This is a genomic window from Pseudomonas sp. EA_65y_Pfl2_P74 (assembly GCF_963970575.1).
GTDB classification, from domain to species: domain Bacteria; phylum Pseudomonadota; class Gammaproteobacteria; order Pseudomonadales; family Pseudomonadaceae; genus Aquipseudomonas; species Aquipseudomonas baetica_A.
Window position 1 is genome coordinate 21,270 of the sequence record NZ_CAXAOQ010000015.1, and the last position, 16,148, is coordinate 37,417.

Genomic DNA, 16,148 nt, shown 5'->3' on the forward strand with positions numbered 1-16,148 from the left:
TCTGAACCATGAGTTTGCTCAATATCGGGATGTCGGGACTGTCGGCCAGCCAGTCCTCTTTGGCTACGACAGGCAACAACATTGCCAACGTCGACACCGCCGGTTATTCACGTCAGCAAACCGTGCAGGGCACCAAATCCTCGCAGCAGTTCGGCACTGTTTTCATTGGTACGGGCACGACCCTGGCTGACGTGCGCCGGGTGTATAACTCATATCTGGAAAGCCAACTGCACACAGCAACCTCGCTCGACAGCGAGTCGGCCTCTTTTCTGGCCCAGGCTACGCCGCTGGACTCCATGCTGTCGGACACCAACACCGGCCTGACCGGTGTGCTGCAAAAATTCTTCACGACGATGCAGGGCGTTTCGACGTCGGCGACCGATGATACCTCGCGTCAATCGGTGCTGACGGGGGCTCAGGCGCTGACCAGTCGTTTCAATACCATCGCCAAACAGCTCAACGATCAGAACACCACCATCAACGGCAGCCTTGGCGACATGACGGGCCAGGTGAACAAACTGGCCACTTCGATTGCCAATCTGAACCAGAAGATCGGTGAGATCTCCACCAGCGGGGGCGCGCCGAACGATCTGCTGGACAGCCGTAACGAAGCCGTTCGCCAGCTCTCCGAACTGACGGGCGCACAGGTTGTTGAGCGTGGCACCAGTTTCGACGTCTACATTGGCAGCGGTCAGCCGCTGGTGATCGGCAACACCACCAACACGCTGAGCATGGTCGCGAGCAAAACCGATCCGTCGCGCATGGCCATCCAGATGGATCGCGGTTCGAGCACCATCGACATCACTTCGGCGATGAGCGGTGGCGAAATTGGCGGCCTGCTCACTTACCGCAAAGAAGTCCTTGACCCGTCACTCAACGAGTTGGGCCGAGTGGCGCTGGTGATCGCTGATCAAGTCAACAGCCAGCAAGCCCAAGGCATCGACAAGAACGGTGACTTCGGCGCGGCGATTTTCAACAACATCAACAGTGCCGCACTGATCAGTCAGCGCAGCATCGCGCAGTCGGGTAACAGTGCAGGTTCGGGCAACCTCGATGTCACCATCAAGGACACCGGCAAGCTGACCACCAGCGATTATCAGGTAACGTTCACCAGCGCCACTGACTACACCGTCAAGCGTTCTGACGGTACCGACCTGGGCGCCTTCAGCACTACGACCAATCCGCCGCCAGTGATCGACGGTTTCACCCTCGCACTCAATGGTGGTGCGTTGAGCGCCGGTGACACCTTTAAAGTGACTCCGACCCGTAATGCGGCCACAAGCATCCAGACGGTGCTCACCGATCCGAAGAAAATTGCTGCGGCAGGTCCGTTGACCGGCGTGGCCAGCGCTGCCGGCCTGGGGACTTACACTCAGCCGACGCTCAGCGACAAGATTGATATCTACAACCCGACTGCCCAGGCTGATATGCAGGCGGCTTTGAAGAACTCGACGCCGGTCAAGCTGGTGTTCGGCGCGGCGAGCGGTGGCAGCCAGTCGTACAACCTGGTGGATGCCAAGGGGGCAACCATTGGCACCGGCACGATCGTTCCTGGCCAATCGAACACGCTGAACCTGCAAGTCGGCGTCGTCGATGCCAGCGGCAACCCGGTGATGGACACAACCGTCACGCCGAACGTACAGAAGACCTTCACGGTGCAGACTACCGTCGGCGGCACGCCGAAGTCCGGCGAAACCTTCACCATGAACCTGACCGGTGCGGCGTCCTCGGACAATCGCAATGCGCAGGCCCTGGTTGGCCTGCAAACGCAACAGACCGTCGACACCGGTTCGGCGAGCAAGGGCATCAGCCTGACAGACGCCTACAACAAGCTGGTCACCAACGTCGGTACCAAGACCGCCCAAGGCAAGTCCGACAGCGCGGCCACCACGGCGATTCTGGATAACGCCAAAGGTGCTCGCGACTCGTTGTCCGGGGTCAACCTGGACGAAGAAACCGGCAACCTGGTCAAATACCAGCAGTACTACACAGCGTCTTCGCAGATCATCAAAGCTGCGCAGGAAACTTTCGCCACACTGATTAACAGCCTTTAAGGAGTCGTAATTCATGCGCATTTCCACCGCCCAGTATTACGGCACGCAAGCGTCGGACTATCAGCGTAATTTCAACAAGGCCGTTGCCACCGCCAGCGAGGCGAGCAGCCTGCAGCGCATCAACACCGCGGCCGATGATCCGGTCGGTGCCGGGCGCTTGCTGCAGCTGGGTCAACAGGCCGCAATGCTGGATCAGTACAAGACCAACGTCGACACCACCAAAAGTGCATTGAACGTGCAAGAGTCCACGCTGGATTCAATCACCACCGCGTTGGCGCGCGCCAAGGAACTCGCTCTCGCCGCCAACAACGGCACGGCCACCGACAAGGATCGCCAGGCTTACGCTTCGGAACTGGGCCAGATCCAGCAACAAGTGCTGGGCCTGATGAACGCCAAGGATGCTGGCGGCAACTACCTGTTCTCCGGTTCGAAAACTGATACTGCGCCGTACTCGCAGAATGCTGACGGCACCTATTCCTACAACGGTGATCAGACCACGATCAACCTGGGCATCGGTGATGGCATGACGGTCGGCACCAACACCACTGGTTGGGCTGCTTTCCAGCAGACCATCAATACCGCGCGTACCAACGTCACCATGACCGCGCCAGCCGTGGATGACGGGCGCGTCGTGCTGTCCAACGGTACAGTCGGCACAGCCGCCACCTATGACTCCAAGTTCACCGCTGGCCAGCCTTACACCGTCAGCTTCCTCAGCAGCACCCAACTGAAAATCACTGATGCCTTGGGCAACGATGTGACTGCTGAAGCAAGCCAGAACGGCTTGGTCAGTAACAGTAGCGGTGCCAACCAGACGGTCAGCTTCCGTGGCGTCGACATGAAGCTGAACATCAACCTGAAGACCGGTGACACCAACCCGGACGCGGTCATTGCCGGCCACAGCTTCCTGCTGTCGACTGCGCCGGATTCGTTTTCCACCACGCGCAGCCCTGGCAACTCGTCGACTGCGGTGATCACGGGGTCCAGCATCACCGACGAGGCAGCGTACACGGCAGCCTTCCCGCAGGGTGGCGCAGTCCTCAAGTTCACCAGCGCCACCGCTTTCGATCTGTACGCAGCGCCGGTCACTGCCGACAGCAAACCCGTGTCCTCGGGGACTGTCGTGGGTAGCAATGCTACTGCTGCGGGCGTCACTTTCGCGCTGGGCGCTGCGCCGGCCGCCGGCGATCAGTTTTCGATCAGATCGAACGATCACCAGACCCAGAACGTGCTTGATACCCTGGGTCAGATGATCACCGCACTGAACACACCGATCGATGGTGATCCGGTGGCCAAGCAACAATTCCAGGGCGCGATGGAGGCAGGTATCGGCAACATCGATGCGGCCAGCAATCAAATCGGCACCGCGGTCACCGAAATTGGTGCTCGCGGCCAGGCGCTGGATATGCAAGCCTCCACGAACGACAGCTTGAGTACCGCGAACACCACCACTCAAGGTTCGATCCGCGATTCGGATCCGGCTGAAGTGATGACGCGCCTGACCTTGCAACAAACCATGCTGCAGGCTGCACAACTGGCGTTCAGCAAGATCAGTCAGTTGGGTCTGTTCAACAAGATCTGACGCCAACGGGCGCGTAAGCGCCCGGTTGCCTTGTCCCTCAGTTTTGTTTTTTAGCGGTATCAAGGGCTCGCTTTTCCGAGCGGGCTCGTACCGCCTGTGAGCCCGCCGTGAATTCACTTCCTCTTGTCAGCCTCGTTATTCCCGCCTTCAATCCGCGTTTCTTCGAGCGGGCATTGAACAGTGCTGTCAGTCAGACATACGCGCACCTTGAGATCATTGTCTGCGACGACAGTCGGGGCCAGCAGATCGAAGGGATTGTCACCGTCGTGGCTGAGCAGTCCGGTGTTGCCGTGCGTTATGTGCGCAACCCGCGCACCCTGGGCATGGTCGGCAACCTCAAGGCGTGCCTCGATCAGGCGCAGGGCGAATTCGTCAAGTTCCTCTGTGACGATGACCATCTCTATGCTGCCTGCATCGAGCAGCAGGCGCACGAGATGTTGCGCGAGGAAGTCAGCCTGGTGCTGGCTCAGCGTCTGTTCTGGGACGCCAACGACATCATCCTGCCGGCGCGCTTGGAAAACACTTCTTTGTCACCCCACAGCGGTCTGTTCAAGGGTGACGACCTGCTGGGCATTTTTGAAAAATTCCCGGTCAATGTGCTGGGCGGTTTCACCAATGCCTTGTTTCGACGTGCGGATCTCGTCGAGCTGTTGCCGGTGCTGACTCAAGAGGGCCACTGCTTTGTCGCGACCCTGGATTTCGCCCTGTACGTTTGCCTGCTGCGGCGCGGCAATCTGGCGGTGTCCAATAATGTGCTCAGCGCCGAACGGCTCTACCCGGAACGTCTGAGTGCGCAGCAACCGATGAAAGACGCGGTTGAGGTCGAGCGCGAGTGGATTCTGCAAATGCTCAAGGCTCGCAGCGGTGAATCTGCACCTGCCCCGGGCTGGGTTCGTTATATCCAGCTGACCAAGGCTGACGAATCACCGCGTGTCTGGGAAGAGCTGCCGCTGAGCCGAACGCTAGGCACCAAACAGAGTCGCCAGGAGTGGTGTGTCGGTATCGATAGCTGGAGTTTCGCCGAACTTTATGCGCACTGGCTGCAATGCCGCAGTCTGACCGAAGGGCAGCGCAAGTTGCTCCCGGAAACTCTGGCCGCCTGGCCGCAGCAGCCGCGAATTGTGCCGATCATCATGGATGCCCAGGGCAGTCGCGATGGCGTCGAACGGACGCTGGAAGCACTCGCAGCCCAGGACTATCCGCCGGAGCTGATTCTGCTGTTGTCCGCCTCCTGCTCCGTTCCCATGCTGGATGGGCGAGTGTTCCGTATGCCGTTGCAGGATGACGGGTTGGGGCAGATCAACGCACTGTTGCCGCAACTCGAAGGTGCCGACTGGTTTTACCTGTTACAGGCTGGGGACCGTCTGGTAATGCCGGCCTTGCTGGTCATGGCTGACCGCATTGCGCATTCGCCATGGCTGAGCTGCATGTACAGCGATGAAGGCAGCCTGCGCGATGGCGAATCGGCAGAGCCCGCGTTCAAACCGGATTTCAACCTCGACCTCATGCGCAGTTATCCGTATGTCGGGCGTGCCTTGGTGTTCAAGCGCGAACGTTTCCTGGCGCTCGGTGGATTCGATACGACGTTCGCCGAGCTGGCGCCTCACGACATGCTGTGGCGAATGGTCGAGAGCGAAGGTCCGCAGGTGGTCGGGCACGTTGCCGAAGTCCTGCTTGAATCGCCTTTCGATCTGTCTGGGTGGCTGGCTGAGCCGGCGGTGATCGAACAGAATCCACGGGTGCTCGAAGCGCATCTGCAGCGTATGGGGATTGCTCACGGCATTCGTCGTGGCAGTTGCGAGTTGCTCAATCGAGTCGACTATCAGCACGCCCGGCGTCCGCGTGTGTCGATCATCATCATCACGCGCGATCAGACCGCTGCCTTGCAGCGCTGTGTCGAGACCGTGCTGGAGAAAACCGCTTACTCCGAGTACGAGTTGTTGCTGGTCGACAACGGCAGTGAAAGCGCCGAGGCGCTGGCATGGCTGGACGGCATGGCGCAGCTGGGGGGCGAGCGGATTCGCGTCCTGAGCTACCCGCAGCATGACAACATGGCGGCCCTGCATAACTGTGCGGTGACGCAGGCCCGTGGCGAGTACGTGCTGCTGCTCAATACCTTCTCGGTGATCACCCACACTGACTGGCTGGACGAACTGCTCAATCAGGCGCAACGCCCGGAAGTCGGCGTGGTCGGCGCCAAGTTGTTCAACCCGGACGGTTACGTATTGCATGCCGGCATGATCCTCGGCCTGCAAGGAGCCGTCGGGTTGCCATTTTATGGGCAGTCGCTGCAGTCCGACGGCTACATGTTCCGGCTGCAGGCGACCCATGACCTGAGTGCCGTCGGCGGTGATTGCGTGATGGTGCGCAAGGCCGTTTTCGAGTCTGTCGCAGGGCTCGATGAGCAGGATTTTAAGCAGGCGCTCAATGTCGTCGACCTGTGTCTGCGCATTGGCCAGGAAGGTTATCTGGTGGTGTGGACGCCATATGCCTTACTGGCCCAGGGGGTGCGGCCAACTGTCGATGCGACAGCCGAAGAAGGCCAGCAGCACATGCATGAGAAGGAGACCTTCTACACGCGCTGGTTGTCGCGTATTGCCCGTGATCCAGCCTTCAACGTCAACCTGTCATTGCAGGGTGTCGGTGCGACGAGTTTCAGTCTTGAGCCGGGTTTGCGCACCGGCTGGACGGCTTTTTCGCGACCGCAATTGCCCAACGTACTCGCCGTGCCGATCAATGCATCTGCCATTGGTCACTACCGCATGAGTCAGCCGCTGATCGAGCTGGAAGCGGCCAACCGCGCTGAAGGCTGCATTCGCTACGGCTTGCCGTCGATCATTGAAATCGAGCGTCAGTCACCGGACGTCATCGTTCTGCAAGGGCGCTACTCGCAAGGTGCGATCGATGAAATCCCGCCGTTGAAGAAGTTCTGCCATGCCCGGCGGATTTTTGAACTCGATGACTATGTGATCGACGTTCCCCATCGCAATGCCCATATCCGCAACATGCCCAACAAGCAGGAGATGGAACGCATGGTGCGCCAGGCAATCGGCTTGTGCGATCGCGTGGTGGTATCGACCCAGCCATTGGCCAATGCGCTGTCGGACATGCACCACGACATTCGCGTTGTTCCCAACATGCTTGCCCAGAATCTCTGGACCGGCCTGCGCAGCCAGCGCCGCACTTCGAAAAAACCGCGGGTCGGCTGGGGCGGTGGCACCAGTCACCACGGCGACCTGGCGGTGATCGCCGATGTCGTGCGTGAGCTGGCCAACGAAGTCGACTGGGTGTTTTTCGGCATGTGCCCGGATGATCTGCGTCCGTACATGCATGAATTCCACGGGGTAATCCCGTTGGAAGTGTACCCGGCCAAACTGGCAAGCCTGAATCTCGATCTGGCGTTGGCGCCACTGGAATTCCACATCTTCAACGACTGCAAGAGCAACCTGCGTCTGCTGGAGTACGGCGCCTGCGGCTACCCGGTGATCTGCACCGACACCGAGGCCTATCGCGGTTACCTGCCATGCACCCGGGTCAAGACCAACAGCACCGATGAATGGTTGCAGGCTATCCGCATGCACCTGGCCGACCCGGATGCCAGCTACCGCATGGGGGACGAGTTGCGTGAGGTGGTGCTGCGAGACTACGTGTTGCGTGGCGACAACTTGCGTTACTGGGAGAGTGGCTGGCTGGCGGATTGATCGAATCGCGTACGGCCCTATGAGAAACAGGCGACTTTCGAGTCGCCTGTTTTTTTTTGCGTGGCAAAAAGGTTTTTGTATCAAGTCGGATACTTTTTTGGCAGCGGGCTCAAGCATCGGGATTTTTCTGTCGATACCTTTCCATGTGCTCAATTGGCACGGCCAGTGAAGACCTGTCCGGCCGGTATCTGAGGTGACAGATTTCCGTATTCGACAACAACGCAAGGAAGAAGCAAATGACAGTAGTAAATGGAACGAGTGAAGCGGATGTCCTGATTGGCACCCACGGCAATGACGAGCTCTATGGAATGGAGTCGGATGATCAACTGTTGGCCAGCGCAGGATCGGACGTGCTGGACGGCGGTGAAGGGTTTGATGCGGCGACCTATTATGGAATGAGTACGGGAGTCGGTGTCGAGGTTGGCGCTGGCGTTGTTACGGTCATAGGGGCTGATGGCAAGGTCGACACGCTGGTTTCGGTGGAGAAGGTGGTTGGCAGTTTCTACAACGACACCTTTACCGCTTCCGTGGGTGGCGTGACGCTTGACGGCAGTGGCGGTGATGATCTGTACACCGTCGACGCCGAAGGCGTGACCCTCATTGAAGAAAACAACGGTGGCTACGACGAGCTGCGCACCAGCCTCAACACGATCAAGATGGACCCGTTCATCGAGAAACTGACCTTTACCGGCAACGGCGATTTCAAGGGTTACGGCAACGCCAGTGACAACGAGATCATCGGCGGTGCGGGCAATGACTGGCTGTGGGGCGGCGCCGGTGCCGACCACTTTGTCGGTGGCGATGGTTACGATACCGTCAGCTACACCGACAGCCTTGAAGGTGTGCGCGTCCAGGACTTCACCAACTATGATGGCTTGACCATTGCAGATGGAGACACCTTTACCGGCATCGAAGCGATCCAGGGTTCGAACTTCGATGACGTGGTGTATCTGCTCGATAACGCGATGACCGTTGATGGCGCCGACGGCTACGACACTGTGAGCTATCGCCACTCCTTGGATGGCGTCAGTATCGACATCGGCCCGCGTGTCGGGGCGCCGGGTGTCACGCTGCTGAATGTGGAGCACGTTATCGGCTCTTCGTTCGCTGATCATTTCACCGCCAATGTCGGCGGCGTGACGCTGGAAGGTGGTTCGGGTGACGATGTGTACACCATCAACAGCGTCGGTGTGTCCATCAAGGAAGTCGAGGGCTACATGGGCGGTACCGATCAGCTGTACACCAGCCTGTCATCGATGCACATGGACCCCTTCATTGAAAACCTGACGTACACCGGCACTGCAGACTTCACCGGCTACGGTAACGACGAAGCCAACACCATCATCTCCGGTGCCGGCAATGACGTGTTGCTGGGCGGTGCAGGTGGCGACCGTTTTGAAGGCGGCGCCGGTATCGACATCGTCAGTTACGACGACAGCGCTGAAGGCCTGAGCGCCTCTCTGAACTGGGGGCCGCAGAGCGGAATTGCGCTCTACGATATCTACATCGATATCGAAGGCCTGCGCGGCAGCCAGTACAACGATTCGCTGCAAGGCAATTCGGACGACAACATCCTCGAGGGCGGGGCCGGCGACGACCAGATTACCGGTGGCGATGGCAATGACCATATCTATGGCGGCCTGGCGTCCGGTCTGGACAAGGCCGGGCAGTCCGACGCTCTGTCGGGTGGCGCGGGGGATGATGTCATCGTCGGTGCCCGCAATGGTCTGTTCACTTGGGCCAGTGGCGATGACGGCAACGACACCATCACGCTGGGTCGGGGCATGGCCTTTGGCGGTGAAGGCAACGATGTGCTGACGGCTACGGGCAGCAACTATGTGCTCAATGGCGACGGCGGGAATGATCTGCTGATTCTCAACCTGGCCGGCCAGTCGAATTCCGGCGGCAGCGCCTACGGTGGCCAGGGTGATGACACCTACGTGGTCAACACCAGCGGCCTGGTGACGATTCAGGATTACGGGCTGGACATCAACGACACGCTCATCCTCAACACCATCACCAACGCCAGCCAGTTGAACGTCACCCGTATCGGTGACGACGCCTACCTGCACAGCGCCAACGACGGCAGCACCAGTGTGCCGGACAACGGCGTGAAACTGGCGGGGTGGTATGCCGGGTTCAACAACATCGAGCACCTGCAGACTGCCGACGGCCAAGTCTACGACCTGCCGGCGACTGTCGATGGCTTCGCCCTGTTTGGCTGATCGCTCAATCTGTTGATGCAGCGCAATGAAAGGGATGAATCCGCTGCTGGATTCATCCCTTTTTCATGCCTCGCGGCGCACCTGACGCAGCGGAGCTGGCGCGTTTCCTGCAAGTCCTCCTCAAATCGCCATAAAACGAGCGCTCGCGGTCATCGCAGCGGCGCCGCAGGCGGCAAAAGGGTTAGCCAGATGGCCCGCATCGCTCAACGAAGCCATGCGCAGCCCGGTGAAGAACAAGAGGGGAGACGATGAAGGCAGTTATTTTGGCGGGTGGCCTCGGCACGCGCATCAGTGAAGAGTCGCACCTCAAGCCCAAGCCCATGATCGAGATCGGCGGCAAGCCAATTCTCTGGCACATCATGAAGCAGTATTCCGCCCACGGAATTCACGACTTCGTGATCTGCCTGGGCTACAAGGGCTATGCGATCAAGGACTTCTTCGCCAACTACTTCCTGCACACCTCCGACGTCACCTTCAACATGCGCGAGAACCGCATGGACGTGCACCAGAACTACAGCGAGCCGTGGAGCGTCACCCTGATCGACACCGGCGAGGAAACCATGACCGGTGGTCGTCTGCTGCGTGCCGCGCGTTATCTGCAAGATGAAGAGGCGTTCTGCTTCACTTACGGCGACGGCGTTTCCGACATCAACATTGCTCAGCTCGTCGATTACCACAAAGCCCACGGTCGTCTGGCGACCGTCACCGCCGTGCAGCCACCCGGCCGCTACGGTGCCCTTGAGCGTCAAGGCGATCAGGTGCTCGGTTTCACCGAAAAACCTCGTGGCGACGGTGGCTGGATCAACGGCGGCTTCTTCGTGCTCTCGCCAAAAGTCCTGCCGTACATCACGGGTGACGAATCCACCTGGGAAGCCGAACCCTTGGCTCGTCTGGCCGAGGACGAACAGTTGAAAGCCTTTGAACACGAAGGCTTCTGGCATCCGATGGACACCCTGCGCGACAAGAATCACCTCGAAGCGCTGTGGCAGAGCGGGGAGGCCCCATGGAAGCAATGGGCCTGAGTGCGGACTTCTGGCGTGGCAAGCGTGTGCTGGTTACCGGGCATACCGGTTTCAAGGGCAGTTGGCTGACCCTGTGGCTGCAAAGCCTCGGCGCGCAAGTCAGCGGTTTTTCCCTCGATCCTTCGACTGAGCCGAGCCTGTTCGAACTGGCGCGAGTCCACGAAGGCATCAACGATCAGCGCGGCGATCTGCGTGATCTCGGCGCCTTGCTCGAAATCATCGCCGACACCGAGCCGGAAATCGTCTTGCATCTGGCGGCTCAACCGCTGGTGCGCGAAGGCTATCGCGATCCGCTGGGCACTTATTCCAGCAACGTGATGGGCACGCTCAATCTGCTCGAAGCGATTCGTCAGGTCGGTTGCGTGCGCGCCTGCGTACTGGTGACCACCGACAAGGTCTACGCCAACAAGGAATGGCTGTGGCCGTACCGCGAAGACGAAGCCCTCGGCGGACATGATCCTTACAGCAGCAGCAAGGCTTGCTGTGAATTGTTGGCGCAGTCTTACGCCGCCTCTTTCTTTGCGGCAGACAAGTACGCCGAGCACGGTCTGGCCCTGGCCACGGCGCGTGCCGGCAATGTGTTGGGCGGCGGTGATTTCGCCCCAGAGCGACTGATTCCCGATGTGCTCAAAGCCTGGACGGCAGACGAGCCGGTGACCCTGCGTTACCCGCAAGCCGTACGCCCCTGGCAGCACGCGCTGGAGCCGCTGGCCGGTTACCTGCAACTGGCCGCCGGCCTTTACGAACAAGGCCCGGAGTATGCCGGAGCGTGGAACTTCGGCCCGAGCGAAGCGGACATGTGCAGCGTCGGCGAAGTGGTCGAATTGCTCGCCAGCCGCTGGCCACAGGCACGCGGTCTGCGCATCGAAAAAAGCGAATTGCACGAGGCCGGTCTGTTGCGCCTGGACAGCAGTCGCGCCCGTCAGGTGTTGGGCTGGCAACCGCGTTGGACCTTGCAGCAATGTTTGGCTCAGACCCTCGACTGGCACCTGGCGTGGCAGAGCGGCGATGACATGCGCGCCGTGACCCTCGGCCAACTGAACCTGTACCGAGGCGCGCTGTGAGCGAGTTTTCCTTGAAGGCGTTGCCGCTGGCCGGATTGTTCAGCGTCGAGCACAAGCGTTTCGAAGATCAGCGCGGACACTTCGCCCGACTGTTCTGCGAGGGCAGCCTGAGTGCGTTTGGCAGCGAGTTTCATATCCGTCAGATCAACCATTCCTGCACCCGCGAGAAGGGCAGTGTGCGCGGTCTGCATTACCAGAATGCCAACGCCCCGGAAGCCAAGCTGATCACCTGCCTGCGCGGTGAGGTGTGGGACGTGGCGGTGGATCTGCGCCCGGACTCCGAGACTTTTCTGCACTGGCATGCCGAGCATCTGAAGGCTGGCGACGGTCGCAGCCTGCTGATTCCGGCCGGCTTCGCTCACGGCTTTCAGACCCTGACCGAGGACGCCGAGCTGCTTTACCTGCACAGCGCCGATTACGCGCCGGAGCATGAGGGCGGCTTGTCGGTGAACGATCCACGGCTAGCGATTGCCTGGCCGTTGCCTGTCAATAATTTGTCAGCGCGTGATTCCAGCCATCCCGCGCTCGATCAACACTTTGCTGGAGTGCGTCTATGAACTGCCGTGGGTGCGCCGCACCGCTGAGCCTGCCGCTGATCGACCTCGGCACCTCGCCACCGTCCAATGCATACGTGCACGCCGATCGCCTGGAGCAGGCCGAGCAATGGGTGCCATTGAAGGTCGCCGTGTGCCAGCAATGCTGGCTGGTGCAGACCGAGGATTACACCAGTGCCGACAGCCTTTTCGACGCTGAATACGCCTACTTCAGTTCGTTTTCCAGCACCTGGCTAGCGCATGCCGAGCGCTATGTCGCCGAGATGGTCGAGCGCTTTGGCCTGACGGCTGACAGCCGCGTGGTTGAAGTCGCCGCCAATGACGGCTACCTGCTGCAATACGTCGCGGGTCGCGGCATTCCGTGCCTGGGCGTCGAGCCAACCCGCAGCACCGCACAAGCGGCGCGGGAAAAAGGCCTGGAGATTCGTGAGCTGTTCTTCGGTCGCGACACTGCCGCGCAGTTGAACAGCGAAGGCTGGGGCGCCGACCTGATGGCCGCCAACAACGTGCTTGCGCATGTGCCGGACATCAACGATTTCCTCGGTGGCTTCGCCACGCTGCTCAAACCGACTGGCGTGGCCACGTTCGAATTCCCGCAACTGCTGACGCTGATGGCCGGCGCGCAGTTCGACACGCTGTATCACGAGCACTATTCCTATCTGTCGCTGACTGCCGTGCAGACTCTGTGCGAGCGCAACGGTCTGGAAGTCTTCGACGTCAGCCAGTTGAGCACTCACGGCGGATCGCTGCGCGTCTTCGTCCAGCGCAAGGACGGCGAGCGTCGCGCAGTACAACCGGCGGTGCAGCAACAACTGCAGGCTGAACTGGATGCGGGCGTGAAAACCGCCGAGTACTACGCGACCCTGGCGCCTGCCGCCGAACGCATCAAGCATGAACTGCTGCGCTTTTTGTTGCAGGCCAAGGCTGACGGTAAACGCGTGGTCGGCTATGGCGCCGCAGCGAAGGGCAACACACTGCTCAACTACGCCGGAGTCAAACCTGACTTGCTGGCGTGGGTGGCCGATGCCAATCCGCACAAGCAGGGCAAGTTTCTGCCGGGCAGCCGCATCCCGATTGTCGCGCCGGCGCAGATCGACATCGAGAAACCGGACTACGTGCTGGTGCTGCCATGGAACCTGCTGCACGAAGTCAGCCAGCAACTGGCGCAAGTGCGCCAGTGGGATGGCCACTTCGTGATTGCCGTGCCTGAGTTGAAAGTGCTGTGAAAGTCCTCGTCACAGGCGCTACCGGTTTCGTTGGCCGACATTTGGTCTCGGCATTGCTGGCACGCGGTTGCACCGTTCGTGCAGTGGCACGCAACGCAGAAACCGCGCAGGGCATGCCGTGGATCAATGACGTTGAATTCGTCGCAGCGGATATTCACGCCGCCGATCTCGACGTAATCGCGTTGACCGAAGGTGTCGATGCGCTGGCGCATCTGGCCTGGCCGGGCTTGCCGAACTATCGCGCACTGTTCCATTTCGAGCACAACCTGATGGCCGACTACCGCTTTATCAAAGGTGCGGTCGAGGCGGGCGTGAAACAAGTGCTGGTCACCGGCACCTGCTTCGAATACGGCATGCAAAGCGGCCCGCTCAGCGAAACCACCGAGCCACGGCCGAGCAATCCCTACGGGCTGGCCAAGCACACGTTGCACCTGTTTTTGCAAAACCTGCAGCAGGAACAGCCATTGACCTTGCAGTGGGCGCGGCTGTTTTACCTGCATGGCGAAGGGCAGAACCCCAACAGTCTGCTGGCGGCGCTGGACCGGGCGATCGATGCCGGGGACGCGTCGTTCAACATGTCTGGTGGCGAGCAACTGCGTGACTTTTTGCCGATCGCCAGCGCCGCCGATTACCTCGCCACGATCGTGCATCAGCGCGATTTCAACGGCGTGATCAATTGTGCCAGCGGCCAACCGGTATCGGTGCGTGCACTGGTTGAACAACGTCTGCGCGAGCGCGGTGCGCGACTGAATCTGAACCTGGGCCATTACCCTTATCCGAGCCATGAGCCGATGGCGTTCTGGGCCGTGACCGAGCGTTTGCAACAGCTACTGGGAGAGTCGCAATGAGGCACGAGTTGTATCGGGTCACCGATTTGCCGGTGCTGCAGAACCGCACCTTCGCTGACCCGGAGTCGGCGAAAGCCTCGGCCAGTGCCGACATGCTGTTGGTACAGGATGAGCGCAGCGGTCTGATCTTCAACGCGGCGTTTGATGCCGACAAGCTCAGCTATGACGCCGACTACCAGAACGAGCAGGCGCATTCCGGCCAGTTTCAGAAGCACCTGAGCGACGTCGAAAGCATCATCGCCAGGCACTTCAAGGGCCAGGAACTGATCGAAGTCGGCTGCGGCAAGGGCTACTTCCTTGAGCTGCTCAAGGGCCTCGGTTATTCGATCACCGGGATCGATCCGGCCTACGAAGGCGAGAATGCCGACGTGATCAAGGCGCCGTTCACCCGTGGCCTCGGTCTGGCGGCGGACGCCATCGTGCTGCGCCATGTGCTTGAACACATCGAAGACCCGGTGAGCTTTCTGTCGGTGATCGCCCAAGCCAATCAGGGCGGGCAGATCTACATCGAGGTGCCGTGCTTCGACTGGATCCTCGAGCACAAGGCCTGGTTCGACCTGTTCTACGAACACGTCAATTATTTCCGCCTCGATGACCTGCGCCGGATGTTCGACACGGTGCACGAGGCCGGCCACCTGTTTGGCGGCCAATACCTGTACATCGTCGCCGACCTTTCGACGTTGCGCCTGACTCCGCAGCAACCGGTGCCACGCCTGATGTTGCCGGACGATTTCACCGCGAGCCTTGAACGCGCGGTGCAGATCATCCAGTCCGCCCCCGAGCAGGGCTCGGCGATCTGGGGCGCCTCGTCCAAAGGCGTGATCTATTCGCTCTTCCTGCAGCGCGCCGGTGTGGCGGTGGATCGTGTGGTGGATATCAACCCGGCCAAGCAGGGGCGTTATCTGCCGCTTAGCGGCGCACGTGTGTCCTCGCCGCAAGAAGCCATGGACGCCTTGCCCGAAGGCGCCAACCTGTTTGTGATGAACTCCAATTACCTCGAAGAGATCAAGCGGATGACCGGTGGACGCTACGTCTATCACGCCGTTGACAGCGCTTCGTTCCAGTGACCATTGAGACTTTGAACATGACCGACAACAGCATCAATCAAGCCTTCGAAGCCGAATGCCGTGAGCAGATCGCCCAGCAGGGTGACGACCAGAAACTCACTGGCCTGGCCCGTGATTTCTTCAACGAATCGGCTAAACACAAGTACAGCTACCACTTCTCGTGGATGGGCCGCCCGATCATCCAGTTGCCTCAGGACATGATGGCAATGCAGGAGATCATTTGGCAGGTCAAGCCGGATCTGGTCATCGAATGCGGCATCGCCCACGGCGGTTCGATCATCTACTACGCCTCATTGCTGGAGCTGCAGGGTCACGGCGAAGTACTGGGCATCGATCTCGACATTCGCCCACACAACCGTGAAGCGATTGAAAGCCACCCGATGGCCAAGCGCATCAAAATGATCGAAGGCTCGAGCATCGACGCGGCCATCGCTGCCCAGGTGCAAGCCGCCGCCAAAGGCAAGAAGGTCATTCTGGTACTGGACTCCAACCACACCCACGATCACGTCCTCGAAGAGCTGCGCCTGTACGCACCGCTGGTGTCGGTCGACAGCTACTGTGTGGTGATGGACACCGTGGTCGAAGACATGCCCGCCGATTTCTTCCCGGATCGTCCATGGGGTCCGGGCGACAATCCGAAAACCGCGGTATGGAAATACCTGGAAGAGAACAAGGATTTCGAGATCGACCAGCAGTTGCAAAACAAACTGTTGATCACCGTGGCGCCGGACGGCTATCTGCGTCGCGTTCGTTAATTCGCAACATCACCAAAGCGTTATCTCGGCGAGTCGCCGGTTGTGGAGAG

10 protein-coding genes and 2 pseudogenes are annotated in these 16,148 nt (G+C 60.0%); all 12 read left to right on the top strand.

All coding sequences use genetic code 11. The features are described 5' to 3' along the window. The first annotated feature begins 8 nt into the window (after window positions 1–8). The 12 genes and pseudogenes from flgK to AACY18_RS14080 all read left to right on the top strand — a co-directional run bounded on the left by flgK (window position 9) and on the right by AACY18_RS14080 (window position 16,098). A complete protein-coding gene (gene flgK / locus AACY18_RS14030) occupies window positions 9–2,054 on the top strand; it encodes a flagellar hook-associated protein FlgK (protein WP_339432634.1) in 2,046 nt (681 codons plus the stop codon). 13 nt (window positions 2,055–2,067) lie between these two features. Next, window positions 2,068–3,636: a flagellar hook-associated protein 3 gene (locus AACY18_RS14035; RefSeq protein ID WP_339465192.1), complete on the top strand. Its 1,569-nt coding sequence runs from the start codon at window positions 2,068–2,070 to the stop codon at window positions 3,634–3,636. Window positions 3,637–3,743: 107 nt separating this feature from the next. Continuing rightward, window positions 3,744–4,265: pseudogene (locus tag AACY18_RS28055) on the top strand (glycosyltransferase family 2 protein); the annotation flags it as partial. A 1,221-nt stretch (window positions 4,266–5,486) separates the two neighbouring features. Further along, window positions 5,487–7,337: pseudogene (locus tag AACY18_RS28060) on the top strand (glycosyltransferase); the annotation flags it as partial. Between the two features lie 236 nt (window positions 7,338–7,573). After that, window positions 7,574–9,562 carry a calcium-binding protein gene (locus AACY18_RS14045; protein WP_339432631.1) on the top strand — a complete coding sequence of 663 codons (1,989 nt, stop codon included), beginning with the start codon at window positions 7,574–7,576 and terminating at the stop codon, window positions 9,560–9,562. A 248-nt stretch (window positions 9,563–9,810) separates the two neighbouring features. Beyond that, window positions 9,811–10,584, top strand: coding sequence for a glucose-1-phosphate cytidylyltransferase (rfbF, locus tag AACY18_RS14050; RefSeq protein WP_221732002.1), 774 nt, complete (start codon window positions 9,811–9,813; stop codon window positions 10,582–10,584). Beyond that, entirely contained in the window at window positions 10,566–11,648 is a 1,083-nt protein-coding gene (gene rfbG, locus AACY18_RS14055; RefSeq protein WP_339432629.1) for a CDP-glucose 4,6-dehydratase, read from the top strand. The genes rfbF and rfbG overlap by 19 nt, the downstream gene beginning before the upstream one ends. Continuing rightward, on the top strand, window positions 11,645–12,205 hold the full coding sequence (gene rfbC, locus AACY18_RS14060) for a dTDP-4-dehydrorhamnose 3,5-epimerase (RefSeq protein ID WP_339465193.1): 561 nt from the start codon (window positions 11,645–11,647) through the stop codon (window positions 12,203–12,205). The genes rfbG and rfbC overlap by 4 nt, the downstream gene beginning before the upstream one ends. Then, window positions 12,202–13,428: a class I SAM-dependent methyltransferase gene (locus AACY18_RS14065; protein WP_339465194.1), complete on the top strand. Its 1,227-nt coding sequence runs from the start codon at window positions 12,202–12,204 to the stop codon at window positions 13,426–13,428. The genes rfbC and AACY18_RS14065 overlap by 4 nt, the downstream gene beginning before the upstream one ends. Next, window positions 13,425–14,276: an NAD-dependent epimerase/dehydratase family protein gene (locus AACY18_RS14070; RefSeq protein ID WP_339465195.1), complete on the top strand. Its 852-nt coding sequence runs from the start codon at window positions 13,425–13,427 to the stop codon at window positions 14,274–14,276. The genes AACY18_RS14065 and AACY18_RS14070 overlap by 4 nt, the downstream gene beginning before the upstream one ends. Further along, entirely contained in the window at window positions 14,273–15,343 is a 1,071-nt protein-coding gene (locus tag AACY18_RS14075; protein ID WP_339465196.1) for a class I SAM-dependent methyltransferase, read from the top strand. The genes AACY18_RS14070 and AACY18_RS14075 overlap by 4 nt, the downstream gene beginning before the upstream one ends. A gap of 17 nt (window positions 15,344–15,360) precedes the next feature. Further along, window positions 15,361–16,098, top strand: coding sequence for a cephalosporin hydroxylase family protein (locus AACY18_RS14080; RefSeq protein ID WP_339432624.1), 738 nt, complete (start codon window positions 15,361–15,363; stop codon window positions 16,096–16,098). The last annotated feature ends 50 nt before the right edge of the window (window positions 16,099–16,148 follow it).

Coding starts and splice junctions, on each gene's coding strand:
- flgK (WP_339432634.1), top strand. CDS start 9: ATGAGTTTGCTCAATATCGGGATGTCGGGACTGTCGGCCAGCCAGTCC.
- AACY18_RS14035 (WP_339465192.1), top strand. CDS start 2,068: ATGCGCATTTCCACCGCCCAGTATTACGGCACGCAAGCGTCGGACTAT.
- AACY18_RS14045 (WP_339432631.1), top strand. CDS start 7,574: ATGACAGTAGTAAATGGAACGAGTGAAGCGGATGTCCTGATTGGCACC.
- rfbF (WP_221732002.1), top strand. CDS start 9,811: ATGAAGGCAGTTATTTTGGCGGGTGGCCTCGGCACGCGCATCAGTGAA.
- rfbG (WP_339432629.1), top strand. CDS start 10,566: ATGGAAGCAATGGGCCTGAGTGCGGACTTCTGGCGTGGCAAGCGTGTG.
- AACY18_RS14065 (WP_339465194.1), top strand. CDS start 12,202: ATGAACTGCCGTGGGTGCGCCGCACCGCTGAGCCTGCCGCTGATCGAC.
- AACY18_RS14075 (WP_339465196.1), top strand. CDS start 14,273: ATGAGGCACGAGTTGTATCGGGTCACCGATTTGCCGGTGCTGCAGAAC.
- AACY18_RS14080 (WP_339432624.1), top strand. CDS start 15,361: ATGACCGACAACAGCATCAATCAAGCCTTCGAAGCCGAATGCCGTGAG.